23 protein-coding genes, 1 tRNA gene and 1 riboswitch are annotated in these 24,024 nt (G+C 62.9%); of the genes, 9 read left to right on the forward strand and 15 right to left on the reverse strand.

Annotated features, from left to right (window positions below; translation table 11 throughout):
* Positions 1–5: 5 nt before the first annotated feature.
* From SB753_RS13515 to SB753_RS13570, 12 genes are read right to left on the reverse strand one after another with little or no spacing between them, the layout of a single operon-like run.
* The gene (locus tag SB753_RS13515; protein ID WP_410800407.1) at positions 6–1,190 is read right to left on the reverse strand and encodes a beta-ketoacyl-[acyl-carrier-protein] synthase family protein; all 1,185 of its coding nucleotides are present in this window, start codon (positions 1,188–1,190) and stop codon (positions 6–8) included.
* Positions 1,187–3,664, reverse strand: a complete 2,478-nt coding sequence (locus SB753_RS13520; protein WP_410800408.1) for an MMPL family transporter — start codon at positions 3,662–3,664, stop codon at positions 1,187–1,189. The genes SB753_RS13515 and SB753_RS13520 overlap by 4 nt, the downstream gene beginning before the upstream one ends.
* Positions 3,664–4,344 (reverse strand): LolA family protein, encoded by a 681-nt coding sequence (locus tag SB753_RS13525; RefSeq protein WP_020069026.1) that lies wholly within the window; start codon positions 4,342–4,344, stop codon positions 3,664–3,666. The genes SB753_RS13520 and SB753_RS13525 overlap by 1 nt, the downstream gene beginning before the upstream one ends.
* A complete protein-coding gene (locus SB753_RS13530; RefSeq protein WP_310067935.1) occupies positions 4,335–4,775 on the reverse strand; it encodes a thioesterase family protein in 441 nt (146 codons plus the stop codon). The genes SB753_RS13525 and SB753_RS13530 overlap by 10 nt, the downstream gene beginning before the upstream one ends.
* On the reverse strand, positions 4,772–6,385 hold the full coding sequence (gene hutH / locus SB753_RS13535) for an HAL/PAL/TAL family ammonia-lyase (RefSeq protein ID WP_410800409.1): 1,614 nt from the start codon (positions 6,383–6,385) through the stop codon (positions 4,772–4,774). The genes SB753_RS13530 and hutH overlap by 4 nt, the downstream gene beginning before the upstream one ends.
* On the reverse strand, positions 6,372–8,108 hold the full coding sequence (locus SB753_RS13540) for a glycosyltransferase family 2 protein (protein WP_410800525.1): 1,737 nt from the start codon (positions 8,106–8,108) through the stop codon (positions 6,372–6,374). The genes hutH and SB753_RS13540 overlap by 14 nt, the downstream gene beginning before the upstream one ends.
* Entirely contained in the window at positions 8,108–9,820 is a 1,713-nt protein-coding gene (locus SB753_RS13545; protein ID WP_410800526.1) for an AMP-binding protein, read from the reverse strand. Before SB753_RS13545 ends, SB753_RS13540 begins: the two co-directional genes overlap by 1 nt.
* Positions 9,817–10,485, reverse strand: coding sequence for a membrane protein (locus SB753_RS13550; protein ID WP_020069031.1), 669 nt, complete (start codon positions 10,483–10,485; stop codon positions 9,817–9,819). The genes SB753_RS13545 and SB753_RS13550 overlap by 4 nt, the downstream gene beginning before the upstream one ends.
* On the reverse strand, positions 10,485–10,736 hold the full coding sequence (locus SB753_RS13555; protein WP_020069032.1) for an acyl carrier protein: 252 nt from the start codon (positions 10,734–10,736) through the stop codon (positions 10,485–10,487). Before SB753_RS13555 ends, SB753_RS13550 begins: the two co-directional genes overlap by 1 nt.
* Before the next feature lie 3 nt (positions 10,737–10,739).
* Entirely contained in the window at positions 10,740–11,039 is a 300-nt protein-coding gene (locus SB753_RS13560) for a phosphopantetheine-binding protein (RefSeq protein ID WP_020069033.1), read from the reverse strand.
* A complete protein-coding gene (locus tag SB753_RS13565) occupies positions 11,014–11,808 on the reverse strand; it encodes a lysophospholipid acyltransferase family protein (RefSeq protein WP_020069034.1) in 795 nt (264 codons plus the stop codon). The genes SB753_RS13560 and SB753_RS13565 overlap by 26 nt, the downstream gene beginning before the upstream one ends.
* On the reverse strand, positions 11,792–12,643 hold the full coding sequence (locus SB753_RS13570; protein WP_410800410.1) for a beta-ketoacyl synthase chain length factor: 852 nt from the start codon (positions 12,641–12,643) through the stop codon (positions 11,792–11,794). Before SB753_RS13570 ends, SB753_RS13565 begins: the two co-directional genes overlap by 17 nt.
* Positions 12,644–13,162: 519 nt before the next feature.
* A riboswitch (yybP-ykoY riboswitch) is annotated at positions 13,163–13,378 on the forward strand.
* 12 nt (positions 13,379–13,390) lie between these two features.
* Between SB753_RS13570 and SB753_RS13575 the strand changes: the two genes are divergently transcribed.
* Positions 13,391–13,963, forward strand: coding sequence for a TMEM165/GDT1 family protein (locus tag SB753_RS13575; protein ID WP_027804801.1), 573 nt, complete (start codon positions 13,391–13,393; stop codon positions 13,961–13,963).
* 81 nt (positions 13,964–14,044) lie between these two features.
* Here SB753_RS13575 and SB753_RS13580 read toward each other — a convergent pair whose 3' ends face one another.
* Entirely contained in the window at positions 14,045–14,755 is a 711-nt protein-coding gene (locus tag SB753_RS13580) for a DUF4136 domain-containing protein (protein ID WP_310352586.1), read from the reverse strand.
* 255 nt (positions 14,756–15,010) lie between these two features.
* On the opposite strand from SB753_RS13580, the gene pepN reads away from it, so the two are divergent.
* The 5 genes from pepN (at position 15,011) to SB753_RS13605 (ending at position 19,949) form a co-directional block, all read left to right on the forward strand.
* Positions 15,011–17,716 carry an aminopeptidase N gene (pepN, locus tag SB753_RS13585; RefSeq protein WP_410800411.1) on the forward strand — a complete coding sequence of 902 codons (2,706 nt, stop codon included), beginning with the start codon at positions 15,011–15,013 and terminating at the stop codon, positions 17,714–17,716.
* A gap of 201 nt (positions 17,717–17,917) precedes the next feature.
* On the forward strand, positions 17,918–18,199 hold the full coding sequence (locus SB753_RS13590) for a type II toxin-antitoxin system RelE/ParE family toxin (RefSeq protein ID WP_020069039.1): 282 nt from the start codon (positions 17,918–17,920) through the stop codon (positions 18,197–18,199).
* A 16-nt stretch (positions 18,200–18,215) separates the two neighbouring features.
* Entirely contained in the window at positions 18,216–18,671 is a 456-nt protein-coding gene (locus SB753_RS13595) for a HigA family addiction module antitoxin (RefSeq protein WP_410800412.1), read from the forward strand.
* 131 nt (positions 18,672–18,802) lie between these two features.
* Complete coding sequence (locus SB753_RS13600) at positions 18,803–19,819, forward strand: class 1 fructose-bisphosphatase (RefSeq protein ID WP_020069041.1); 1,017 nt, start codon at positions 18,803–18,805, stop codon at positions 19,817–19,819.
* Positions 19,820–19,873: 54 nt separating this feature from the next.
* Positions 19,874–19,949, forward strand: a tRNA-Thr gene (locus SB753_RS13605).
* A 93-nt stretch (positions 19,950–20,042) separates the two neighbouring features.
* On the opposite strand, the gene SB753_RS13610 is transcribed toward SB753_RS13605, so the two are convergent.
* A complete protein-coding gene (locus tag SB753_RS13610; RefSeq protein WP_410800413.1) occupies positions 20,043–20,261 on the reverse strand; it encodes a hypothetical protein in 219 nt (72 codons plus the stop codon).
* A gap of 678 nt (positions 20,262–20,939) precedes the next feature.
* Here SB753_RS13610 and SB753_RS13615 point away from each other — a divergent pair.
* The gene (locus SB753_RS13615) at positions 20,940–21,089 is read left to right on the forward strand and encodes a hypothetical protein (RefSeq protein WP_006050185.1); all 150 of its coding nucleotides are present in this window, start codon (positions 20,940–20,942) and stop codon (positions 21,087–21,089) included.
* 276 nt (positions 21,090–21,365) lie between these two features.
* A complete protein-coding gene (locus SB753_RS13620; protein ID WP_310068583.1) occupies positions 21,366–21,962 on the forward strand; it encodes a chorismate mutase in 597 nt (198 codons plus the stop codon).
* 106 nt (positions 21,963–22,068) lie between these two features.
* Here the strand turns inward: SB753_RS13620 and SB753_RS13625 are convergent, their stop codons facing one another.
* A complete protein-coding gene (locus SB753_RS13625) occupies positions 22,069–23,220 on the reverse strand; it encodes an exonuclease domain-containing protein (RefSeq protein ID WP_410800414.1) in 1,152 nt (383 codons plus the stop codon).
* 548 nt (positions 23,221–23,768) lie between these two features.
* Here SB753_RS13625 and SB753_RS13630 point away from each other — a divergent pair.
* On the forward strand, positions 23,769–24,017 hold the full coding sequence (locus SB753_RS13630) for a hypothetical protein (protein WP_204522313.1): 249 nt from the start codon (positions 23,769–23,771) through the stop codon (positions 24,015–24,017).
* The last annotated feature ends 7 nt before the right edge of the window (positions 24,018–24,024 follow it).

The raw sequence follows: 24,024 nt of genomic DNA on the forward strand, positions 1-24,024 counted from the left end.
GCGCCTTACCGTGCAAGAATCAGACTGACATTGCTGCCGCCGAACGCAAACGAGTTGCTCATTACGTATTGAGCGCCCTCGCCGCGCCGCAAAAACCGTTCGCTTTCGACGAGTTCCAGCGCGGGCAGCGCGGGGTCCGCTTCACCGTCCCAGATATGGCGTGGCAGTGCAACGTCGTCGCGCGCGAGCGTGAGCCAGGCGAAGCCGAGTTCGGTCGCGCCCGCGGCGCCCAGTTGATGGCCGGTCAGCGGTTTCGTGCCGCTCGTCGCGACGCCGTCGGGAAACACACGCGACATCAGGTTCGCTTCCATCTCGTCGTTCTTGCGCGTGGCCGTGGCGTGCAGGTTCACATAACCGATCGACGACGGCGCGATGCCCGCATCCGTGATCGCTTCGCGCAGCGCCATTTCGCCACCCACGCCTTGCGGATCGGGGGCCGAAATATGATGCGCGTCGCTCGATTCGCCGACACCCGCGAGGCGCACCGACGCTTCGTCGCGGCTCATCAGAAACACGGCCGCGCCTTCGCCGACATTGATGCCGCAACGATTGCGGCTCATTGGATTGGTGCGCTCGCCGCTGGTCGATTCGAGCGACGCAAAGCCTTGCACCGTCAGTTCGCACAATGAATCGACACCGCCCACCACCACCGCATCGCACATCTGCAATTGCAACAGACGCCGGGCCGACGCGAACGCTTTCGCGCTCGACGTGCAGGCCGTCGAGATCGTAAACGCGGGGCCTTTCAAGCCGAGTGCCGCCGCCGCGAAGGGCGCGGCCGTGCCGATTTCCATCTGCCGGTAGTTGAAGTTCGCCGGCAAGTCGCCCGCTTGCGCCTGATACACGAACGCCGCCTCAGCCGCTTCGATACCGGATGTGCTGGTGCCGAGCACCACGCCGATCCGATGCGCGCCGTAGCGCTCGCGCGCGGCGTCGACGGCAGGCGAGATCTGCGCGAGCGCGGCGAGCAGCAAGCGATTATTGCGGCAGTCGTAACGCGTGAGATCGGCGGGCGGAGCGAGATCGAGCGGCGTCAGGACGCTGCCCACAAACGCGTCGCCGATGCCCGTATGCACGGCCGCCATGCCTCGCGCGTGGCTCGCGGCGAGCGCCGGCACGATGCTGTCGAGGTCGCCGCCGAGCGCGTTGATCATGCCGAGCGCGTGCAAATAAACTGGTGGCGCTTTCATGCGGCCCTCCTGGATTCCGATGGCATGCCGATCGGCGCGAGCAGCACCGAGACCGCAATGCCGAGCGCGAGCGTCGCGCCAAAACTCTTTAGCGCAGGCATTGCGCTCATGCCAAGCATGCCGAACGACAACAGCGTGGTGGCGGCCGAAAGCAGCACGCCCGTCCACACCGCGCCGAGATCCGCGTCCGTGCGCAGGCACCCTTCACGCAGAAATACGGCGTAGTTCGCGCCGACGCCGAGCACGAGCATGAGCGCCAGCCAGTTGAACAGATTGAGCGGCACACGAGCGTAGCCGAATACCGCCAGCGTGACGCCTACTGCGAGCAGTACGGGCAGCGTCACGGCGATGCCGCCGCGCATGCGATGTGCGAGCGGCACTTCGTTCGCGACGTGCCCCGAGTCCGGTTGCTTCCGGGCATAGCGCACGATCAGCAGAATCAGCACCAATGTCAGCGCGCCGCCGAGCCACCAGCCGCTGTCCACGCGATACGCACCGAACAGCTTCGACACGCTCGCGGCCTTGTCGACAAAAGCCACGCCTGGCACTGAACGCGCGGTCGCGATCAAGGCGGCCTCGTTGCGCGGTGTCACGCCTTGCGGAATCACGACGGCGGCATACGCTTTCGTCGCCGCATCGACCTGGCCGAGCCACAAATGTCGGTATGGTTGCGACCACGGCGCGGCGAGCCACTGGTCCACGGTCAGAAGAGATTGCGGTTTCGTTTGCACATTCTTTTCCGCTGCGATCCACGCGTCAGCGACTTCGTCCTTGAAGCCCGCTTGCAGCAACGTGGCGCGCAATGCCGCCGTGTCGTCGAACACATGCTGCGCGAGCAACGCGCGGTCTCTGTTCTGCTGCTGCGCGGACGGCACGAACTGCGCGACCGATTGATAACCGCCCACCCCGTTCGGCGTGCCGCCAAGTGCGTCGAGTTTTGCACCCAGCGCTTCGGCACGCTCCAACACGAGCTCCGGCGTCTCACCGCGCACGACGAAAAACTGCGCGCTGTTGTCGATCCCCACCGCGTTGCGCACCTTGTCCTCTTGCGCGACGAGCGACGGGTCGCGCTGGATCAGCAGATGAACGTCGTCGTCGCTCGTGAGACGCAACCAGCCGGGAATCGCGACGATCAGCAACAGCGCGGCGACGATCCAGGCACGCTTGCCGCCGATCAACCAATGCCATGCGCTCAACAAACGCGCCGAGCGTTCGAAGAGTCGCCGGGGACTGCGCTTCGGCGCGTGCGGCAGCAACGCGGGCAACAGCCACATCACCGAGGCGAACGCCGTCACGATGCCCGCCATCGCAAAACATGCGATCTGCTTGAGCGCGGGAAACGGCACCCACGTGAGAATCGCGTAACCAAGCAGGCTCGTGGCAAGCGCTACGCTCAACGCGGGACGCACCGCACGTGCGCCCCGTCGCGCATCCCAATCGCGCCCGGCACCGAGATAGACGACAAAATACTGGATCGAATAGTCGACAGCTTCGCCGATCAGACTTGCGCCGAATACGAGCGTCAGCAGATGCAACTTGCCGAATACGAGCAGCGTCACCGCAAGCGCGCAGACGATGCCGAGCGCGGTCGAGACGAAGCCGAGCAGGAGCAGACGCGGCGAACGGAACACCCACATCATCAACAACGCGATGCCGATGAGCGACGCGACGCCGATCAGATGCACTTCGCGTTCCGATGCACTGCGCGCCGACTCGGCGTAGAACACGGCGCCGGTTCGTGCGACCGACACGTCGGGGAATGCCTGCTTCAACGCGCTTTCGCCTTGCGACAGCGCCGCGAGCACCGCGTGCTGCGTTTTGGTTTCATAAGCGGAGCCTGGCAAGGTGGCCACGATCAGTACGCTCGTCGCAGTGCCTTGATGCGATACCAGCAACCCGTCTTCGAGTTCGAGATTCGATGTCGCGAGCGGCAGATTGCCGAGCCAGTGTTCGAGCCAGCCGAATGGATCGTCGGCAAGCGACGTGGTGAGCCCGCCGCGCAATGGGCTATAGATGCGTTGGGCGAGCGCGTCGCGCAACGCGGCGTCCGGCGCCTTACTGCTCGCGATTGCCGCGCGGTCAGCAGGTGTCAGCAAGCCGAAACGATATGGCAGATACAGCGCCGCAATCTGCGACAGATCGAATGGCGGCAACTCCGCCGTCACCGAAGCGAACGCCCCGCTTTTTTGCAGCGAAGCGCCGAGTTGCTTTGCCGCCGCTTTGGCGTGCGCATCGTCGTGACTGGTGACGAGAAAAACCGTGCGGTCGCCGAGAGCGCCCGCCAGCGTATCGACCGCTTTCTCGGCGACCGGATCTGCCTCAGTTGCAGGCAGCAGCGCAAGCAAATTCGTCTGCAACGGCGACGGTCCGGAAAAACGCCAGCCGCAATACAGCGCCGCGACGAGCGCGAGCAGCAGCCACGCGGCGCGCATGCCCCACGCGTTTTTTGCGGACCTGTGTTGCAGCAGGTCCATCAGGGCGCCCCGAGCAGACTGCGTTCGGCCGCGGCCGGTTCGCTCACCGCCTCGCTCTTGCTGAATTCGAGTTGCGTCGTATCGCCGTTGGCGAGCGCGATACGCAAACTCTGCAAGAAGTCTCCGCCGCTCATCTGCAAGCCTTTGATCGACTGCGCAAGCTGCGGCTGGTTCGGCGTCAGCTGCATGCGCCAGTGCGCGGCGCTGCCCTCGGCCTGCACGTCGAATTGGGAATACAGCGCGGACAGATCGCCGCCGAGCATTGCACGCATCATCTTCGAAACTTGCGCGACGCCGCGCGTGCCTTGCGCGCTGTGCGCCGTGACGCGCTGACCGTTGGCATTGATTTCGGCGACGCCTGCATCGGTGATGACATAAGTGGCTTTGTACGGCGTGTCGATATGCCAGATCACGCCGCGCTCACGCAGGAACAACAAGGATCCGGTACTGACGAGCGGCTGCTTCATCGCGGCCAGCGTCTGCGTTTGCGTGAATTGCGCGCGCACGCCTTTGGCCTGGGCGAGATGCGATGCGACCTGCGAGACCAACGCGGGATTGCCGTCTGTAGACGCGGCACACACCGGCCACGCCGGCATGCTCAACGCGCTGGCCACCGCAAACGAAAACGCACAGGCACGCAGTCCGTTCAACAATCGCACGCCGGAATTCGTTATCGCCATACGCGCTCCAGTTTCTCGAAGACCACCGGCGGCGACACGAACTGCAACTCTTGCGTGGCGGCATCGACCGCCACCTGGATCGTATAGCCCTTGGTGAGCCTCGTGCCCGATTCGCAGTCGATAATTTCGTAGCCTATTTTCAGGCGGTTTTCGTGTTCGAGCAGTTGGGTGCGCACGTCGATCTTCTGACCGTACGTAGCCGGGCGAACATACTTGAGATGCGCTTCGACGATCGGCCACAGATAACCGGACGCCTGCATCTCGCGGTAGTCGTAATCGAATGCGCGCAGCAGCGCCGCACGGCCGATCTCGAAGTACTTCAGATAATGGCCGTGCCAGCACACATTCATCGCATCCACGTCGTGGAACGGCACCTCCACTATTGCACTGGCGCTCAGTACCTTGCGGGTCGCGCTTTCCGTCATGCTCATGTTTGCGGCCCTCCGCGATAATCCTGCAACAACCCGCATGCGGCGATGCGCACGGTCAGCGCGCGCAAATCGTGTTCGAGCGCGCGATCTTCGTCGACGAAAGGCGATTGCGCGCCGACGTTTTCCATGAACGTTCGCAACGCCGTAGGCACCGGCGTCGCGCTGTCGAAGCGCAAGCGCAAACGTGCAGCCTGAACCGTTGCAAGCGTATGCGCGGCAGCAACCTGCTCGGTCAACTCCAGCACGCGCAAACAGTCGCGCGAGGCGATAGTGCCCATGCTGACCTTGTCCTGATTGTGCGCCTCGGTCGAGCGTGAGAACACGCTCGCGGGCATCGTGTTCTTGAGCGCTTCGGCAGTCCACGCGGACGACGAAATCTGCACGGCCTTGAAGCCGTGATTGATCGCGGCGCGCGCAGGCGCGGCGCCAGTCAGATTGCGCGGCAGGCCATTATTGAAATTGACGTCGACGAGGAGCGCCAGTTGCCGGTCCATCAGATCGGCGAGATTGGCGACCGCAACTTTCAGCGAATCCATCGCGAATGCGATATGACCGCCATAGAAGTTGCCGCCGTGCAGTACCCGCTCGTTGTCGGGATCGATCAACGGGTTGTCGTTTGCGCTGTTCAGTTCGTTTTCGATATCGCGACGCACCCAGCTCAGCGCATCACGCGCAACGCCGATCACATGTGGCGCGCAGCGGATCGAATAACGGTCCTGCAAACGGTGGCCAGGCGTATCGTCGCGGCCTTCCAGATCGTCGCGTATCCATGCGGCTGCTTGCGCCTGGCCGGCGTGCGGCTTCACCTCGAAGAGCGTGGCGTCGAAATGCGCGGCGCGGCCGTCGAGCGCGACGGTGCAAAGCGCGGTCAGGCGCGCAGTGAGCCGGGTCAGATGATCCGCGCGAGCGAACGCCAGACACGCGAGGCCGGTCATCACCGCTGTGCCGTTCATCAGTGCGAGGCCTTCTTTCGGCGCGAGCGTAAGCGGCGTTTGTCCGAGTTCGTTCCACACTTCACGCACGTCGCGCAGACGTCCTTCGAACATGACTTCCCGCTCGCCCGCGAGTGCTGCGGCGACATACGAGAGCGGCGTCAGATCGCCGCTCGCACCGACCGAACCCTCGGCGGGAATTCGCGGCAGCACGCGATGATTGACGAGGTCCGCGAGGCGTTCGAGCAATACCGGGCGCACGCCTGAAAAACCATAGGCGAGCGAATTCAGACGCGCGGCGATGACGGCGAGCGTCTGTGCATCGTCGAGATATTGGCCCATGCCGCAGCCGTGGTAACGCGTGAGTTGCAACGGCAACGCTTCGACGAGTTCCATCGGCACGTCCACCACACAGGCGTCGCCGTAACCGGTGTTGACGCCGTAGACCGTCTCGCCCGCGGCAAGATGGCGGCGCAGAAAATCCGCGCCGCGTTGAATACGGGCGCGCCATGCCGGGTCTGCGTTCAACGCAACCGGCGCGCGATGCTGAGCAATCGCGACGACTTCTTCGATACTCAGCTTGCGCCCGCCGATCACGACGCGAGCCGCGTGGCTATCGCCGTTGGAAGCCGCATGCGCGCCGGCATCCGGCGCGTCGATCAGGTCATGTTCGGCCATTCGCGTCTCGCTTGGGGCGAGCCCAGAAATCGAAGAAGTTGAACCATTGATAAGGTGCCTTGCGACAGTAATGTTCGAGACGCACTGCATAACGCTGCGCCCAGGCCGCGAGATGCTGCGTGCGTTCGCGGCGCGGCAATTCGATGCGCTCGGCGAACGGCTCGAAATAAAGACGATAACCGTCGTGTTCTTTCAGACAGAAGAACAGGTAGACCGGACAGCCGAGTGCATGCGCGAGCACATATGGACCTTGCGCGAAAGGCGCAGTCGCGCCGAGGAAACGCGCCTCGGTGGTGCGGCCGGCTTCGTGCGCCGGCACACGGTCGCCGACGATCACCAGCAACTCGCCCGCGTCGACGCGCTCCTGCATCATCATCGCGGTTTCGGGCCCGAAGTCGGCGACTTCCAGCAGGTGCCGCGTGAACTCGCTATTCGCGGAGGCCAGCACACTGTTGAAGCGGCGCGCATGTTCGGTATAGACGACTGCCGTGACTTTCGCATACGCGCCCTGTGCGGCGAGCGCACGAGTCATCTCCAGATTGCCGAGATGCGCGCCGATAACCAGCGCGCCCTTGCCGCTCGCGACCAATGCTTCGAACGCCGAAGGATCTTCGAACTGGACGTCCGCGTTGTTGACGCGCCCGGACCACGCGGCGAGCTTGTCGAAGCCCGATTGGGCGAATGCCAGCATGTGACGATACGCGGAGAGCCAGCCTGGGCGAGGCGTATCGCCACGCGGTTCGGCCTCGTGCAGACGCCTGAAGTAGTTCGCCGACGCCTCGCGCGCGGCACGTCCCGTCAAAAGGAAATACGCAACGATCGGATGCAGCCACAGCCCGGTGAAGCGGCGGCCGAACAGCTTGCAACTGAGCGCGAGCAATGACATGCCCAGATGACTGCCGCGTTCGGCAATACGCCACCAGTCCTGAGCCTCGGCGCCGCCGCTCTGTTTGCTTCGTGCACCGGCTGGCGCGGCACGCCGTGGCATGAACTTGTGCGCGAGCAGCATGGGCAGACGCGCCAGCATGCCGCACACGAGCCGCGTGTGGCTGCGGCTGATACGCACGTTGTCCCACAGCACGTCGAAATGCGAAACGCCGTCGCTCGCGTAGGTGACGCGCGTGGGAATCGAGCGGAATGCGGCGCGACGCCAGTAAAGGCGCACGAGAATTTCGATGTCGAAGTCCATCCGCGTGGGCAACTGCACGCTGTCGATCAGATCGCAAGCCAGCGCAAGCGGATACAGGCGAAAGCCGCACATGGAATCGCGAATGGTCAGCGAAAGCGTTTCGATCCACACCCAGACATGCGTCAGATAACGGCCGTAGAGACGCGCTTTCGGCACGCTCTCGTCGTAGACGGGACGGCCGAGAATCACCGCACCCGGTTCGACGCGCGCCGCTTCGATGAAGCGCGGCACGTCGGTGGCGTCGTGCTGGCCGTCGGCGTCGATCTGCAACGCGTGCGTGTAGTGGGCGTCGCGCGCGGCGCGCAACCCCGCCATCACCGCCGCGCCTTTGCCGCCGTTGACGGGCAGGCGCAGTAACGTGAGCTGCGCCGCGTACTCGCTCGCGAGTTCTGCGAGCACCTGCTGCGTGGCCTCGTCGCTGCCGTCGTCGACGACAAAAATCGGCAAGCCGTGCACCGCGAGATGCGCGACGGTCGCACCAATTGCGTCTTTGTGGTTGTAGATCGGGATCACGATGCAGGGAGCAAAATTCATCATGCGTCCGCCCGGTAAACGATCACGCCCGACGCACATTCGCGCTCGTTCGCCCGGTACGCGAACTGCACGCGCTGACGTGCGGGATCGTGCGCGAGCGTGAGCTTGAGCACCGCGCCCGGCCCAACCGGCGCCATGAACTTCAATCGATCGATCGACGTAAAACCGCGCACGCAAGGCAGTTGCTCGGCTGCAAGCCGCATCGCCCAATCGATCTGTACAACGCCCGGCAGAATCGGCAAGCCCGGAAAGTGGCCGGCGAAATGGGTGAGCGTGGCGGGCACGCGCAACTCGAAATGCAGTGTCTCTTCGGTGTCGCCACCGCGCGCTTCAGCCAGCACTTCGACGCCTTCGGCGCGCGGCTCGAACGTCGCCGCGACCGCCGAGACCGGCAGCTTGCCGCGTGCGTCGAACGGCAACGCAAGACGAAAGCGCCAGTGACGCGGCAACACGACGACGTCGAAATAATCGGCGAGATGTCGGCGCAAGGTTTTCGCGAGCAGCACGCGGCCTTCGTCGCGCAATGCTTTATTACCTGCTTCGGTCAACGCGACGACAGCGCCGACGCGCTCACGCACGCCGCCCTCGAGCGGCACGATTGCCGCTTGCGTGACATATGGATGCAGCGCCAAGCGCGCTTCAAGTTCCGGCAGCGACACGCGCTTGCCATCGAGCTTCATCACGCGATCCAGGCGGCCTTGCAAGCGGAAGCGGCCTTGCTCGTCGAATGCGATCCGGTCGTCGGTGCGATGCCAGCCGTCGTGGTCCAGATGCGGTGAGCGCACGCTGAGCGCACCGTCTTCGTCGCGGCGCACTTCGATGCCGGTCACCGGTTGCCATGCATCCGTCTGATCCTGGCGGCGCCACGCAATGCCACCGGTCTCAGTGCTGCCATAGATTTCGAGCGGCGCGGCGCCGTAAGCCGCCGCATATTCGTGCGCGGCTTCGAGCGCGAGCGGACCGCCCGACGAGAAAAAAGCGCGCGGTGCGGGCGTCAATCCGGCGAAGCCAGGCAGCGCAGGCCAGCGCGATAACTGCGCGGGCGTCGACACGATCACCGCCGCGCCGCACTGCGCGAGTTGCGCTTGCAGATGCAGCGGTTCGATGCTGATCTCACGGTCGAATGCGCGGCCGGCGGCCAGCGGCCACATCACGCGAAACAGCAGACCGTAGATGTGATGATGCGGGACGCTCGCAAGCATCGTCGCGTCGCCGACCAGCGCACCCCACTGCTTTTCGAGCGTATGCACCTCGGCGTTGAACTGCGCGAGCGTTTTGCGAATCGGCTTGGGACGGCCGCTGCTCCCCGACGTATAGAGCGTAAGCGGTGCTTGCGGGTCGATATGTGTGCCCAGAGCTTGAGCGGCGTCGTCGTCGGCGGCGGCTTGCACATGCGGCGCCAGCGTGGCGTCGGTGAGCACGACGTCGTAAGCATCGGCGAGGTCGGCGAGATAGCCGGGCGTCGCGTTCGCAGGAATCACCGGCTCCTTGCCGCATGCGAACAGCGCAAATAAGGCGCAGGCGAAATCGAAGGGATCGTCGATACACAATGCGTAGCGTTGCGCGGCCTGCGATTGCACCGCCGCCCGCAGCGTCGCAACGCGCGCGCGAAACGCGGCGCGATCGAGCAGCAAACCGCGATCGCGGCATACGGGCGTAGCGGCAGCCGCTGTACTCAACGGAGTCGACAACAGGTCGTGCAACGCGATCATGCCGCCTCCGAACGTGCTGCGCGCGGCAGCACCACGAGGTAGCGCCATATGACCTCGGCGATCAGCAAAACACCGATCAGCACGTAAGCAATCGCGCCGTTATAGAGCGACCAGCTCGCGCGGCTCCAGTAGAGCGCGGTATAAGCGGAGAAAGCACCGTTCAGCAGAAAAAACACACACCACACCTGAGTAACGCGCCGCGTATGGCGCACTGCGCCCGGTGGCAGATCGGGGTTGCCGAGGCGCGCGAACTTTTCGATCATCGACGGCCCGTGCACGAGCGTCGCGCCGAACGCGATCAGCAGTCCGAGATTGACGAGCGATGGATACAGGCGCAACAACAGCTCGCTGTTGGTCCACACGATTGCCGCCGACGCGCAGCTCAGCAAGCCGACCACCGTCCAGTCGATTGCGGAGAGGCGGCGCAGCGATGTCGCGACCGGGCCGCTGCCGGCCCAGCGCTGCAACCACAGGATCGCGAACAGCATGCAGCCGACATAACGCGGCGTGTCCCACCGCCACGCGCACAGGATCAACGCCGGATAGGCGAGCTTCACCAGCACTTGCACGACTGCCTTGACCCAATGACGCCCGCCGGTGGACGAGGCGCCGGAAGCAGGCGCTTCAGTCGCAGCCGCCGGCGTTCCCGAGCGCACTGCCGGCATCAGCCTTGGGCCGCCAGCAGGGATTCGACAGCGCCGATCACGTCGCCGACCGTGCGCACCGACTTGAACTCTTCCGGCTTGATTCGGCGGCCGGTCATTTCCTGCAGCTTGATCGCGAGATCGACGGCGTCGATGCTATCCAGATCGAGGTCTTCGAACAGATGGGCGTCGGGCGTCACGCGCTCGGGCTCGATTGCGAAGTTCTCTTTGAAGATGGCGCGGATGCGTTCAAGAATCTCTGCCTCGGACACGATTTATTCCCCTTTTCTGTTGGTTTCGTTCGCAGCGTGCGCCGCTTCGCGCTGACTCTCGACCAGCGCGGCCAGCGTGCTGATCGAGCGGAAGTGTTCGCGCGTGCGTTCGTCGTTTGCCGCAATGGTCAATTGGTATTGTTTGCGCAGCACGATGCCGATTTCGAGCGCGTCGATCGAATCGAGACCGATGCCGTCGGTATCGAACAACGGCGCGTCGTCGTCGATATCGGCGGGACTCAGGTCTTCCAGATCGAGTGCTTCGATGAGGAGCTGCTTAATTTCCAGTTTTAAAGAATCCATAATCGAACAGGTGCTGAGTAATGTGTGCTTCGACGGCACTCGTCACGCTGCGCGCAGCGAGAGCCGGTGTGGTGTCGTCTGCCTTGAGCTGGTCCACGCCCAATGGTTCCAGCACGTTCACGCGCATGCGGAACGCTCGCGCGGGCACGTGGTACCAGCGCATCTGCTTCGTGAACGCGGGCGGATCGCAATCCATCAGCACAGGCACGATCGGCGCGCCGACCTTCAACGCCATATGCGCGAAACCGCGCGAAAACGCATGCAACCGGTTCGGCGCGGGGCTGCGCGTGCCTTCCGGAAATATGATCATCGTATAGCCCGCGGCCAGCTGCCTCGCGCCGGCCTCGACCAGTTCGGCGGGATCGACATTGCTGACATATTCCGCCGAGCGCACGATGCCCCAGAAACACGGATTGCTCCAGTGCGCGTTTTTCACGACGCAGCATGCATGCGGCGTGAGCGAGAGCAGCACCATCACGTCGAGATACGTGGGGTGATTCGCGACCACGATGGACGGCGTGCGTGCACGCAACGCATCCACGCCCGAGACTTCGAGCTCCATCACGCCGATGCGCTGCAGTACGGCGACAAGCGCGCGGAAGAACCAGTGGATCACGCCCGTCACCGCAAACTGTCGCGACGCGCGATGCGGCCACAGCCACGCGAGCGGAAACACGAGCACAGAAAATAGCACGCCGCAAATGCCGAACACGACGAACGCCATGCCGGTGGCGAAGAGTCGCCAGGCGTAATCAAGCCGCGCAGTCATGCCATCCCCAATGCCAGAGAGCGCCGGCGCCCTGCCAGGCCGCCGGCTTGCCGGTTTCGAGACAGTGCAGCAGCGCCTGGCTTTGCGTGGCGAAGCGCGTTTCCGCTTCGGCGGTATCGGGCGGTTGCGCCGCGCCAGTTGCACCTGTTGCCGCGCTGTGGCCCAGCGCTACGCATTTTTCAGCGGCTGCAACGGCCGCTGTGCTTCTAGCCGATGCTGCAGTTGCGGCCGTCGGGCCGGGGTCGCGCTGGCCGACTGCGCGCGCGGTGTCCCGGGCGACAACCGAGGATCGCGCGCACACGAGGTGGCCCAATGCGCCTTCGCTGCTCAGCAGAATAGCGATCGCGCCGCCTTGGACTTCGTCTTCAATGGTGCCGTATGCGGGATCTGCGGGCTCGTCCGCGTAGACGAGCAATACCGGCGACGCAGGCTGCGTCGCGAATTGCGCATAGGCTTCGAGGAGCGCATAGCCGAGCGTTTCGGGCCCGGCGGAGATCGCGCTCGCCGCCGAGCGGTCGCCGCGCGCAATGCCGAACACGCCCGTCATGGCGTTGAGCACCGAGAGGCTGAAGGCGGTCGGCGAGACGGGCTCGCCGGAACTGATCGCGCGGAGGATGTCGGTAGTGCGGCGCAATTCTCCGTGCCGCGAGGCGAACACGACGCGGGCCTCGTCGGCGCCGACACAATCGTGCGCAACCTTCAGCGCGACTCTGGACAGAGTGCTGAGACGCCGCCGCACGATCGGCTCGATAAAGCCGATGTCGGGTGCGGCAGAAGCGGCGGCAGGCCAGCTAGACCAGCGAGCGACCGGAATGGTCCAGTGCGGATCGGGCATATCGGTGTTCGCGCGTAGAAGCAGGGAGAGGTTGAAGCGCCTGACGGAACACGCAGCCTTCATAGCGTATGCGCGCCGCGCGGACCGGCAACTCCAGCCGCGGGTCGATCAGTCTTTTTGTAGGTTCACCGAAATTAACGGCACATCGGCCGGATTATTTAGGTGCCTCTGACAATCGACCTTATAAATTGGCTCCGGCTCCCGCAGTGGCCGGAATCATACTGAAGATTTTCGTTTAAATCAGCCAAAAAAGACGTATCCATCTGTATCCGTGTCGCGATTGCCACGGTGCCGTTCAGGCGATATTAGATTTCGCGGACGTTTCAAGGGACGCTTGGGAATCTACCTATGGCGGTGTGTTTTCCTGTCGGATTGCAGTGTTGCGCAACGCGGCTTACGTTGAAAGCAGCTTGAAACTTTCAATAAACTTTCTGCGAAGGCTGTTGCACTTCAATACATTCGTTTTGCCGGCCGATGCAAGGGTCGGCGCTGCGGCCGTCATGCCACGCCTGCTATAATCCGCCCCTCATTGGGGAGTAGCCGCCCCGCAGCGCGTTCGTCCGGCAAGCAGGCCGGGCTCGTGGAACGCGAACTCGCGGGGGCGCCTGTCAACAGACTTGGCCGTTACGGCCATGGCAGCCGCAGCCTCAGGCCTGGCGAGACCGATGACCCACACCCTGCCGCAATTGGGCCCGGCGTGTCGTGGGTCGTCGCTCGTTCAATCTCGGCCCAGGAATTCAAAACAACGTGATCCACGCTTTTCTCATTTCGACCGGAGCGGTCGCGCTCGCCGAGATCGGCGACAAGACGCAATTGCTGTCGCTCGTGCTTGCCGCGCGTTATCGGAAGCCAGTGCCAATTATTCTGGGCGTGCTGGCGGCGACACTCGTCAATCACGCGGGCGCGGGCGCACTTGGCGCGTGGCTCGGCTCGCTGCTCACGCCGACCGTGATGCGCTGGGCGCTGGCTATTTCGTTCATCGGCATGGGTTTGTGGATTCTCGTGCCCGACAAGCTAGCCGATGACGAGGCCAACACGAACCGCACCCACCTCGGCGTCTTCGGCGCAACTGTCGTGGCATTTTTCCTGGCGGAGATGGGCGACAAGACGCAGATCGCGACGGTGGCGCTGGCCGCGCGGTTTCACGATTTCTTCGGCGTGGTGGCCGGCACCACGCTCGGCATGATGATCGCCAACGTGCCGGCGATCCTGCTCGGCGACCGTTTCGCTCACCGTCTGCCGACCGGCGTCGTGCATGGCATCGCCGCCGTGCTGTTCGTCGTTCTCGGGACAATGGCGCTGTTCGGCGCAGGAATCTGAAGCGAACCGCGCGATCCGGGCGCCAGCCGGATTGCGCGCCGCCGCGCGTCACCGCCCTGTCACTGCTCCGTCACCGCTCCGTCACTGCGCGGCTTTCGCGCCGGACGCGGGCGCGGGCGCCATTGCCGATGCCGGGGCAGCGGCGGGCACAGGCGTTTCGTTCGGAGCGCCTGCGCCGGTGCCTAGCGGAATCTTGACCGTACGCACAACACCATTGCCGAGCGGGAAGTCTGCGAGCGCGCTGCGAGCGAGATACGGCATGGCCCTCACCAGCGACGACTCGCCGCCCGAATTGCGCGCGGTCACGTTGTAGACCTCCTTGCCGGTCGCGCGCTCCGTGATCCGAACACCGAGCAGATGCGTGAAGATCGGATAGCTCTGGTTCACGTATCCGGCGGGAAACGGTCCCCACGGCCCCCACGGATCGTACGGACGCCCCCACCCCCAGTAAGGCGCCGGCCACGGGTTGTAATAGACCGGCTCGGCCACTGTCACCACGTCCGAACGAATTCCATACGAGAGTCCGACCAGATAGCGCGCCTGCGCGCCGTCCACCTGGCGAAACGCGTGCGTGGCCAGTTCATTGGCGACGATGTGCTCATACGTGGTCAGTTCGAGATTGTTCCGCTGATCGGGTTCGCGCATGAACGCGTAGGTGCGCGTCGCGTCGCCGCCGCTCCAGTCGGAGAACGCGGTGACTTGCGTCGTCACATAAGTCGTGCAGCCGGACAGCAGCACGGTCAGCGCCGCCAGCAGCAGCATGGCGCGGCGCGTCCATCGATTCGTTTTCATGGTCTACCTCGTGAAGCGTTTGGGTCGGCTCGGGTTCGTATTGTACGTAGACCGTAGGCCAGGCCTCACGTTCCGGGCCCCGCCGCGTGGGCCTGTGTTTGTCTGGACGGCCGGTCGCGCGCCGGCTTTGCGGCGCGTTGGGAACGGTCGAAAGTTCGCTCCGCACGATTCGCCGAGGCTTTGTACAATGGCTCGACAAGCCCGGCTCACACGCCTTGTGCGCCGGCCGCTCGAGTCCCATCACTACAGAACGCCATGGCCGATACCGCAACGCCCAATGTGATCCGCCGCGCCGATTATGCGCCGCCCGCTTTCCTGATCGACACCGTCGCACTCGAATTCGACCTGCTGCCGGAACGCACGGTCGTGAAGAACACAATGCGCGTGCGCCGCAATCCGGACGCGTCGCGCGCCGCGCATCTCGAGCTAATGGGCGAACAGCTTGAGTTCGTCAGCGCTACGCTCGACGGCCAGCCGTTCGCCAACGCGCATGCGCACGAACACGGGCTGGTCCTCGACAATGTGCCGGAGAAGTTCGAGCTCACGCTCACGAACATTTGCAATCCGGCCGCGAACACCACGCTCTCCGGCCTGTATGTTTCGAGTGGGAATTTCTTCACGCAGTGCGAGGCCGAAGGCTTTCGCCGCATCACGTACTTCCTCGACCGGCCAGACGTCATGGCCACTTACACGGTTACGCTGCGGGCCAGCAAGGCCGATTACCCCGTGCTGCTGTCCAACGGCAATCTGCTCGAAGAAGGCGATCTGCCGGACGGCCGCCATTTCGCGCGCTGGGAAGATCCGTTCAGAAAGCCGAGCTATCTGTTCGCGCTCGTCGCCGGCAAGCTCGTTGCGCTGGAAGAGCGAGTAAAGACGGGTTCGGGCAAGGAAAAGCTGCTGCAGGTATGGGTCGAGCCGCACGATCTCGACAAGACGCGTCACGCAATGGATTCGCTGATTCACTCGATCCGCTGGGACGAGGAGCGCTTCGGGCTTGAACTGGATCTGGACCGCTTCATGATCGTCGCCGTGAGCGACTTCAACATGGGCGCGATGGAGAACAAGGGACTCAACATCTTCAACACGAAGTATGTGCTGGCAAACCCCGAGACGGCGACCGACACCGACTTTGCGAATATCGAGGCGGTAGTCGGCCACGAGTATTTCCACAACTGGACCGGCAATCGCGTGACCTGCCGCGACTGGTTCCAGTTGAGCCTCAAGGAAGGCCTGACAGTATTTCGCGATCAGGAATTTTCGGCCGACATGGCCGCCGGCGAGGCCGACGGCAGTGCCGAAGCCGCGCGCGCCACCAAGCGCATCGAAGACGTGCGCGTGCTGCGCCAGATGCAGTTCGCCGAAGACGCCGGACCGATGGCCCACCCGGTGCGTCCCGAAAGCTACGTCGAGATCAATAACTTCTACACGATGACGGTCTACGAGAAAGGCTCCGAAGTCGTGCGGATGTATCAGACGCTGTTCGGCCGCGAAGGGTTTCGCAAAGGCATGGACCTGTATTTCAAGCGGCACGACGGCCAGGCCGTGACTTGCGACGACTTCCGTCACGCGCTCGCCGACGCGAACGGCCGCGACCTCGCGCAGTTCGAGCGCTGGTACAGCCAGGCGGGCACGCCGCGGGTGACGGTGCGCACGCGTTACGACGCCGCGCAGCAGCGCTACAGCGTAACGCTCACGCAAGGTTATGGCGACGCGGCACCGGCCGCACGCGAAACGCAAAAAGGCCCGCTGCTGATTCCGTTTGCGATCGGCCTGATCGGCAAAGACGGAAAAGACTTGCCGTTGCAACTGGAGAGCGAGCCGAAGGCTTCGGACTCGACCACTCGCGTGCTCGAATTCACGCAGACCGAACAGACCTTTACGTTCGTCAATGTGGCGCAGGAACCGTTGCCGTCGCTGCTGCGGAATTTCTCGGCGCCGGTGATCGTCGAATACGATTACTCGGCGGATCAACTGGCGTTCCTCCTCGCGCACGACAGCGATCCGTTCAACCGCTGGGAAGCCGGTCAACGGCTCGCCACGCGCGAGTTGCTGACGCTAGCCGGACGGGCCGCGAGCGGCGAGGAGCTGCAGCTCGACGACTCGGTGGCGGCCGCGTTCGCACGCGTACTCACGGACGAGTCGCTCTCGCCGGCCTTCCGCGAACTTGCATTGATGCTGCCGTCCGAAGCGTATCTCGCCGAGCAGATGGCCGAATCCAATCCGGCGGCCGTGCATGCGGCGCGGCAGTTCGTGCGCAAGCGCCTCGCCAATGCACTCAAGAACGACTGGCTCAAGATTTACGAGCAACATCGCACGCCCGGCCCGTACGAAGCCACGCCGGCGGCGGCAGGCCACCGTGCGTTGAAGAACCTGGCGTTGTCTTATCTCACTGAGCTCGACGATCCGTCGGAAACGGTGCGGCTCGCGTCCGCGCAATACGATGCGGCGAACAACATGACGGACCGCGCGGCGGCGCTGTCCGCGTTGCTCAATGCGTCGGCGGCAAATGGCGGCAGCGCCGAAGCGCAGCATGCGCTCGACGACTTCTACCGGCGCTTCGACAAGGAGCCGCTTGTGATCGACAAGTGGTTCGCTTTGCAGGCAACGCAGCGCGGCAGCGCGCAACGTCCAGTCATTGACGTCGTACGCAAGCTGATGACGCATCCGGCCTTCAATCTGAAAAATCCGAACCGCGCGCGCTCGTTGATTTTCAGCTTCTGCGCGGCCAACCCCGCGCAATTCCATGCCGAAGACGGCTCGGGTTACGCGTTCTGGGCGGACCAGGTAATCGCACTCGACGCGATCAACCCGCAAGTGGCCGCCCGCCTCGCGCGGTCGCTCGAATTGTGGCGCCGCTTCACGCCGACGCTGCGCGAAGGCATGCGCGCGGCGCTGGAGAAAGTGGCGTCGCATGTCAAATCGCGCGACGTGCGTGAGATTGTCGAGAAAGCGCTCGCATGACGCTCCTCTGACGCGGTCCTCCGTATCGAAAAGCCGGCACACGTTGCCGGCTTTTTTTCGCCCTTTGTTTTGCGACGACTTCGGGTCTCAGACTCGCATCGACGTTAGCCGTCTGGCTGACTGGTCGGCCGCGTCCGGACGGGTGAAAGTAAACGCATCCATTTAACGGTTTACGTTTAACTCAATGCGTTATATCATCCCATGATCACGACATTTGGCGACAAGGCTACGGCGAGAATCTTTCAGGGCAAGTTCGTGCATACGTTGCCGCGTCATATCCAGGCGCTCGCGTACCGCAAGTTACTGATGATCGACGCTGCAGACTGCATCCACAGCTTGCACACGCCGCCCGGCAACCGGCTCGAAGCACTGCAAGGCCAGCGCAGCGGGCAATGGAGCATCCGGATCAACGCGCAGTGGCGCATCTGTTTCCACTTTATCGAAGGCGAGGCGCTGAATGTTGAGATTGTCGACTATCACTGATTATTGGGAGACCGGCATGGTCATCAAACGCTCCGATCTGGACAGTATCGATTTCTCCGACATCGACGCGGGAGACAGCATCGAGGAGATCCATCCGGGTGAGATTCTGCGCAGCGAATTTCTCGAACCGCTCGGCATGTCAGTCAACGCGCTTGCGCTCGCGTTGCGCGTACCGGCGCCGCGCATCAACGACGTGGTCCGCGGCAAGCGCGCGATTTCCGCCGACACTGCACTGCGCCTCGAGCGCTATTTCGGCGCGAGCGCGCAGTTCTGGCTCAACCTGCAAATCGCATACGACCTGCGCGTTGCCACGGCGGCAGCGGGCGAGCAGATCGAACGCGAGATAGAACCCATGCCTAAGGCGGACCGCCCGAAGCTGCCGAAGGTATCGGCGGAACACGCCCGGGCTGCGGCGCTCGCAGCAAGCGTGAGCGGCAACGCGGCGGGCGGAAAGGCCCGGCGCAAAGGCTGAACGGCTCGCTCACGCAGCGCCGCTGGCACCGATCGGGCGCCATTGCATGCGCGCTCCGATGTCAAAAGCACAGAGCGGACACACCGAGCGGTTAAAATCGGGATATTCCTCAAGCCTCCTGGAGTACAGCAATGTCCTTGCAACGTCGTACCACTCTCACGAAGTACCTGATCGAGCAGCAGCGGGAAACCAATAACCTGCCGGCCGACCTGCGGCTTTTGATCGAAGTTGTCGCACGCGCATGCAAGGCGATCAGCTATCACGTTAGCAAAGGCGCATTGGGCGACGCACTCGGCACGGCGGGCAGCGAGAACGTCCAGGGTGAAGTACAGAAGAAGCTCGACATTCTGTCGAACGAAATCCTGCTCGAAGCCAACGAATGGGGCGGCAACCTGGCGGGCATGGCGTCGGAGGAAATGGAGCAGTTCTTCCCTATCCCCGCGAACTATCCGAAGGGCGAGTACCTGCTGGTGTTCGATCCGCTCGACGGCTCATCGAACATCGACGTGAACGTTTCTATCGGCACGATCTTTTCGGTGCTCCGCTGCCCAGATGGCCAGCAGCCCACCGAACAGTCGTTCCTGCAGCCAGGCACAGAACAGGTTGCTGCGGGTTATGCGGTGTACGGACCGCAAACCGTGCTGGTGCTGACCACCGGCAATGGCGTGAACTGCTTCACACTCGACCGTGAACTCGGTTCGTGGGTGCTCACGCAAAGCGACATGCGCATTCCTGTCGAAACGCGGGAGTACGCAATCAATGCGTCGAACGAACGTCACTGGTATCCGCCGGTTGAGCAGTACATCGGCGAACTCAAGCAGGGTAAAGACGGCCCGCGTCAAAGCGACTTCAATATGCGCTGGATCGCGTCGATGGTGGCAGACGTGCACCGTATCCTGAATCGTGGCGGCATCTTTATGTATCCGGCCGACAAGCGCACGCCGGAGAAGCCGGGCAAGCTGCGGCTCATGTACGAAGCGAACCCGATGGCGTTCATCGTCGAACAGGCGGGCGGCGCTGCAACCAACGGCGAAAAGCGCATCCTCGACATTCAGCCCAAGAGCTTGCATGAGCGCGTTGCGGTGTTCCTCGGATCGAAGAACGAAGTGGACCGCGTGACCCGCTACCATCTCGAAACAAAAAAGTGATTCGAGGGCTTGCCAAGCCAATAAAGAAGTCCCTATAATCTCGTTTCTCCTGATGCCGGAATAGCTCAGACGGTAGAGCAGCGCATTCGTAATGCGAAGGTCGGGGGTTCGATTCCTCTTTCCGGCACCATCAAGATTCAAGCAAAAAGCCCAGTCCTCGTGACTGGGCTTTTTGCTTTTCGTCGACCTTTTTTGCTTTTCGCCGGCCTATTCCGCTCGCTTCCTAGCCCCGCGAGTCAGGTCTACCAAATTGCGCGACTGTTCCCAGGTTGCGCGCGACGATCGTGTCGCTCATCTGAATCTGAACGGCGTCTTTGCCTTCCGTGCGTTTAGCGTCGCCGTACGCAGCGACTGCTTCCTTCGGCGCTGACGGAAACCACGAGATGCGGCCATCGCATTCGATTCCGACCTGCCGTCCATTCCAGTACACACCGTTTTCCATGACGAACCCTCTGAAGGCGAAGACAACCATCTTCCGCGTTGGCTGGCCGGGATCAGTTGTCCACCGCACTGTGGCCGACCGAAACCAGCCACCTTCATCATAGGATTCGACGCTGATGCGGCGAGGCTCGTCACTCAAGCAGACGAAGTTTTGGCGCAAAGTGCGCGACGTCGATGCCGGCAAACACGACACGGCTAACGCACTCGCATGCGAGGAGAGCCTTATGGCGCATCGCGCTTTAAAATTTGGCGCCTCGTCAACGAGGTGACAAATAAATCGTTTACAAAGTAATCACCGCGGTTACGACAGAATAAATGTCCGATCGGCAATAAACGAACGTTCGCTTTTTACCGGGAAGATTATGCCGATATCGCAATGCACCAATTGATCGCCAATCGGGGAATACCCGGACCATACTGACGACTTATACCGCGAGGGTGCCGCTCACCTTCGCAACAGCCCGTCAGATAAGGCTCGCGAGAGAATTTTGAAACATTCGACGTCGAAACTGTACGCAAGACCACGAACGACGACACAAGCAAACCTATAAATTTCATCAGAAGCTCTGCTGAAATGGTGCGCTGTGCCGTTAAAGCAACAAAGATGATGTGATGTTAATCGGACACTGGTGCGAAACGGGGCACGAGGCCGATAATCGGTTTGTAAAGGAGAACGATCATGGATGCCAAACCACCGAAGATCCCGACCCCGGACAAAGTCTTTAGCCCGGATCCGGAACCTGTCGGCGTCGAGTTTCTCGGGGCGGAATTGCCGGAGCATGTGCGCGCCTTTTTCGACGAACAACGCAAGTCTTGCGACGCAAAGTAATTGTGCAGCGGCGCGACTCGGTAGCGGTCCTTGTGCTTATGGCACGAGGCGCGGTGCTGCGCGGCTCGCTGATTTCTTTGGATCACACTCTCCAGGCGGACTAGCGCTGACTGGCGTTGACGCTCGCACTCGAGCCTGCGACCGCCTCTGACCGCGTGAACTGCTGTACTGGCGCGACCGGCAGCGCCGCTTTGATGCCGGCGAAGACGCTTGGGCAATGAAGCATCGTCTATGCTTCAGCTTTCCTTTTACAGCCGCCCGGCCATCGTCCACCTTATGAATCGCCTGTTTCGCTTCGCCGCGCCGTGCGCGCTCGCCCTTCTCGCATCACTCCTGGCTGCCCCTGGTTCTGCCCTCGCCGACGGCGACGATACCGCGCTCACGAATCTGATCGCGCTCGCGTCGCAGCGACTCGCCCTCGCGGAACCGGTCGCGCGCTGGAAGTGGGCTAATCACCAGGCAATCACCGACACGCCACGCGAGCAGGCGTTGCTTGCTGATGTGGAGAAACGAGCGGCAGCCGCCAATGTCGATCCGGCGTTCGCGCGCGCGTTCTTCCAGGATCAGATCGACGCGAGCAAAGATGTGCAGAACGCGCTTTTTGCGAGCTGGCGCGCAACGCAGCCGCCGCAGGAGCCGGCTCCCGACCTCGCAACGAGCACGCGTCCACAACTGGATCGCTTGACGCAATCGCTCGTCGCCGGCCTTGCTCGCGTGCAACCGCTGCGCGCGGCGCCGGATTGTCCGTCGCGCGTCGCGCAATCGCTGGCTAGCTGGAAGTCTCTGACTCGCTACGATTCCGCGCGCTCAACTGCATTGAATCGCGCGCTTGGGCATGTATGCGAAAGCGGTGGCGTCGGCGCAACCGGCTGACGGTTCGGTAGACGCAAGAAGCGGGCGAAGGACGAACGTTGCGCGGCGAGGGATAACGAGACCTCGCCCGGTCACGCGTGGCAGCCGCGCAATCAGGCGAGCGCGATCAAACGACGCCTACGACGGGCGCGGCGCCCAGCACGCTGAGCGGCATGATCCGCAACCCGCGCGCAAGGTGGCTCTGAAGAATCTTGTAGGTCGACGCTTCGAAGCCGCCGGCCAGACTGGCCGCATGCAGTTCGGTCGCCTGCGCCAGCGACGGCGCATGGCCGATGTAACACCATTCGTCTACGACATGGAAAGCGCGCGCCTGCGACGCTTCTTCATGCTCCTCGAAAACGACAGGCCCCTGGAACGGCCACGGCGCGCCCGCAGGATCGCTCTTCGATACGCGCGGCACACGGTTGTGCCCCGGCCGCAGCGTCGCGATCCACTGCGCCTCGGCGAGCATCGCACCCAACTCGCCGCCGGTGGCGCGCCACTCTACGCGCCTCACTTGCTGCGCAAGCCGTATATCTTTCGACGAACGTCGCTCGCCTGTCAGATGTGCACGAAGTCGCTGACGGACACGCACGCTCCGTCCGACGTACAGCGGCAAGTCGTCGTCTCCATAGAATGCGTAGACGCCGCATCCGGCAGGTGCGGTCTCAAGCAGATCTTCGGTGATGTCGCCTGCCAACCGATAGCGCCGCGTCGTGCGCTCGATATGCGCGCGCAGAACGTCTAGCGGCACGAGGCCGTGAAGTCGCTGCCAGAACTGCCAGATCAGATCGGCGTCGGCAAGCGCGCGATGCCGGTCGGACGGCACCAGCGAGTGCCGCTCGACCAGCGCATCGAGCCCGTGGCGCTTTTCAGACGGGAACAGCGCGCGCGACAGGCGCACGGTGCACAGCACGTCCGGGTCGAAGGACAGGCCGGCACGGCGGAACTCGCCGCGCAGAAACCCTCGGTCGAAGCTGGCGTTATGCGCGATGAACAGTTTGCCGTTGAGTCGGGCGAACAGTTCGGGCGCGATGGCGTCGAACGTCGGCGCGCCGCGCACCATCGCGTTCGTGATGCCGGTGAGCTGCTGGATGAACGACGGGATCGGTTGCTGCGGATCGACGAGGCTGCTCCAGCGCGAGACGCCGGCCGGCCCTACTTCGACGACGCCGACTTCGGTAATACGGTGCTCGTTAGTCGAGCCGCCGGTGGTTTCCAGATCGACAAAGACGATGGGATCGCTGAGGGCCGGTTCGGACAAAAACTGTTCAGACATGAAAGGAATGCTTGGACGCGTGACTTTGCGCCAAGTATGCACTAGTTGGCGGCCGGTGACCTGCGGGCATCGGCAGGGCCTTGTCCGTCCTTCTCGGCAAAGGGTCTCCGGGAGTCGGCGGCAGTCTCATCTCGCAACGCGGCGGGGGGCTTGAAAAGTACGCGCGTTATATCGACCGTGAGTAATTGAGTCGCAGGTTTAGTAAGGCATTTGGAAATTCTTTTTCTTGTGCGCTTAACAAATTGTTCGCCGGATGGATTTGGCGCCCTTTATTTAAATAGGTCCGCTGAAACTCCGGCGATACGCACTTTTTTCTGCGATGCGATAGATGGGGCGTTCATATCGACAGCGTAAACGCATCGCTCCACGCGCTTACGTCAATATTACTCAGACCGAATAACCATTGAATAAAAAGAAAGAAGTATTTTCCGACCGCCAGTGCCTGTAACGCGCCGCAACGTTGATAAGTGTTTCTCCGACTTGTTCGCGGACCGACGCAAACGGATCATGAAACCAGCGTTTGCGGTAATGCGCATCAGGAGGTTGCCATGCAGTTCAGTGATATCCGCCGAATCCTTTCCAATCTGATTCCTCATCTGGAACGATCGCCCGCCGCCTCCCCTCTCCCATCTGAGCCAAGTCAGCCATCGGCGCTGGAATTCGATCCGATGTGGCACGGCGACCACTGGCAGAACCTGCTGTCCTCCCCAATGGACGCCCGACGCTACGTCATGGAAGATTGGACCGCGACCACAGCGGATGAGTGGAGTGCGGACCGCGCCGCATCTGCGCACTGATCATCGC

The sequence above is a fragment of the Paraburkholderia sp. SIMBA_053 genome (genome assembly GCF_046534895.1).
Lineage (GTDB): Bacteria > Pseudomonadota > Gammaproteobacteria > Burkholderiales > Burkholderiaceae > Paraburkholderia > Paraburkholderia caledonica.

Excerpts from the sequence above, each read along its gene's own strand:
- SB753_RS13515 (WP_410800407.1), bottom strand. The coding sequence starts at position 1,190 with ATGAAAGCGCCACCAGTTTATTTGCACGCGCTCGGCATGATCAACGCG.
- SB753_RS13520 (WP_410800408.1), bottom strand. The coding sequence starts at position 3,664 with ATGGACCTGCTGCAACACAGGTCCGCAAAAAACGCGTGGGGCATGCGC.
- SB753_RS13525 (WP_020069026.1), bottom strand. The coding sequence starts at position 4,344 with ATGGCGATAACGAATTCCGGCGTGCGATTGTTGAACGGACTGCGTGCC.
- SB753_RS13530 (WP_310067935.1), bottom strand. The coding sequence starts at position 4,775 with ATGAGCATGACGGAAAGCGCGACCCGCAAGGTACTGAGCGCCAGTGCA.
- hutH (WP_410800409.1), bottom strand. The coding sequence starts at position 6,385 with ATGGCCGAACATGACCTGATCGACGCGCCGGATGCCGGCGCGCATGCG.
- SB753_RS13540 (WP_410800525.1), bottom strand. The coding sequence starts at position 8,108 with ATGAATTTTGCTCCCTGCATCGTGATCCCGATCTACAACCACAAAGAC.
- SB753_RS13545 (WP_410800526.1), bottom strand. The coding sequence starts at position 9,820 with ATGATCGCGTTGCACGACCTGTTGTCGACTCCGTTGAGTACAGCGGCT.
- SB753_RS13550 (WP_020069031.1), bottom strand. The coding sequence starts at position 10,485 with ATGCCGGCAGTGCGCTCGGGAACGCCGGCGGCTGCGACTGAAGCGCCT.
- SB753_RS13560 (WP_020069033.1), bottom strand. The coding sequence starts at position 11,039 with ATGGATTCTTTAAAACTGGAAATTAAGCAGCTCCTCATCGAAGCACTC.
- SB753_RS13565 (WP_020069034.1), bottom strand. The coding sequence starts at position 11,808 with ATGACTGCGCGGCTTGATTACGCCTGGCGACTCTTCGCCACCGGCATG.
- SB753_RS13570 (WP_410800410.1), bottom strand. The coding sequence starts at position 12,643 with ATGCCCGATCCGCACTGGACCATTCCGGTCGCTCGCTGGTCTAGCTGG.
- SB753_RS13580 (WP_310352586.1), bottom strand. The coding sequence starts at position 14,755 with ATGAAAACGAATCGATGGACGCGCCGCGCCATGCTGCTGCTGGCGGCG.
- pepN (WP_410800411.1), top strand. The coding sequence starts at position 15,011 with ATGGCCGATACCGCAACGCCCAATGTGATCCGCCGCGCCGATTATGCG.
- SB753_RS13590 (WP_020069039.1), top strand. The coding sequence starts at position 17,918 with ATGATCACGACATTTGGCGACAAGGCTACGGCGAGAATCTTTCAGGGC.
- SB753_RS13595 (WP_410800412.1), top strand. The coding sequence starts at position 18,216 with ATGGTCATCAAACGCTCCGATCTGGACAGTATCGATTTCTCCGACATC.
- SB753_RS13600 (WP_020069041.1), top strand. The coding sequence starts at position 18,803 with ATGTCCTTGCAACGTCGTACCACTCTCACGAAGTACCTGATCGAGCAG.
- SB753_RS13610 (WP_410800413.1), bottom strand. The coding sequence starts at position 20,261 with ATGGAAAACGGTGTGTACTGGAATGGACGGCAGGTCGGAATCGAATGC.
- SB753_RS13615 (WP_006050185.1), top strand. The coding sequence starts at position 20,940 with ATGGATGCCAAACCACCGAAGATCCCGACCCCGGACAAAGTCTTTAGC.
- SB753_RS13620 (WP_310068583.1), top strand. The coding sequence starts at position 21,366 with ATGAATCGCCTGTTTCGCTTCGCCGCGCCGTGCGCGCTCGCCCTTCTC.
- SB753_RS13625 (WP_410800414.1), bottom strand. The coding sequence starts at position 23,220 with ATGTCTGAACAGTTTTTGTCCGAACCGGCCCTCAGCGATCCCATCGTC.
- SB753_RS13630 (WP_204522313.1), top strand. The coding sequence starts at position 23,769 with ATGCAGTTCAGTGATATCCGCCGAATCCTTTCCAATCTGATTCCTCAT.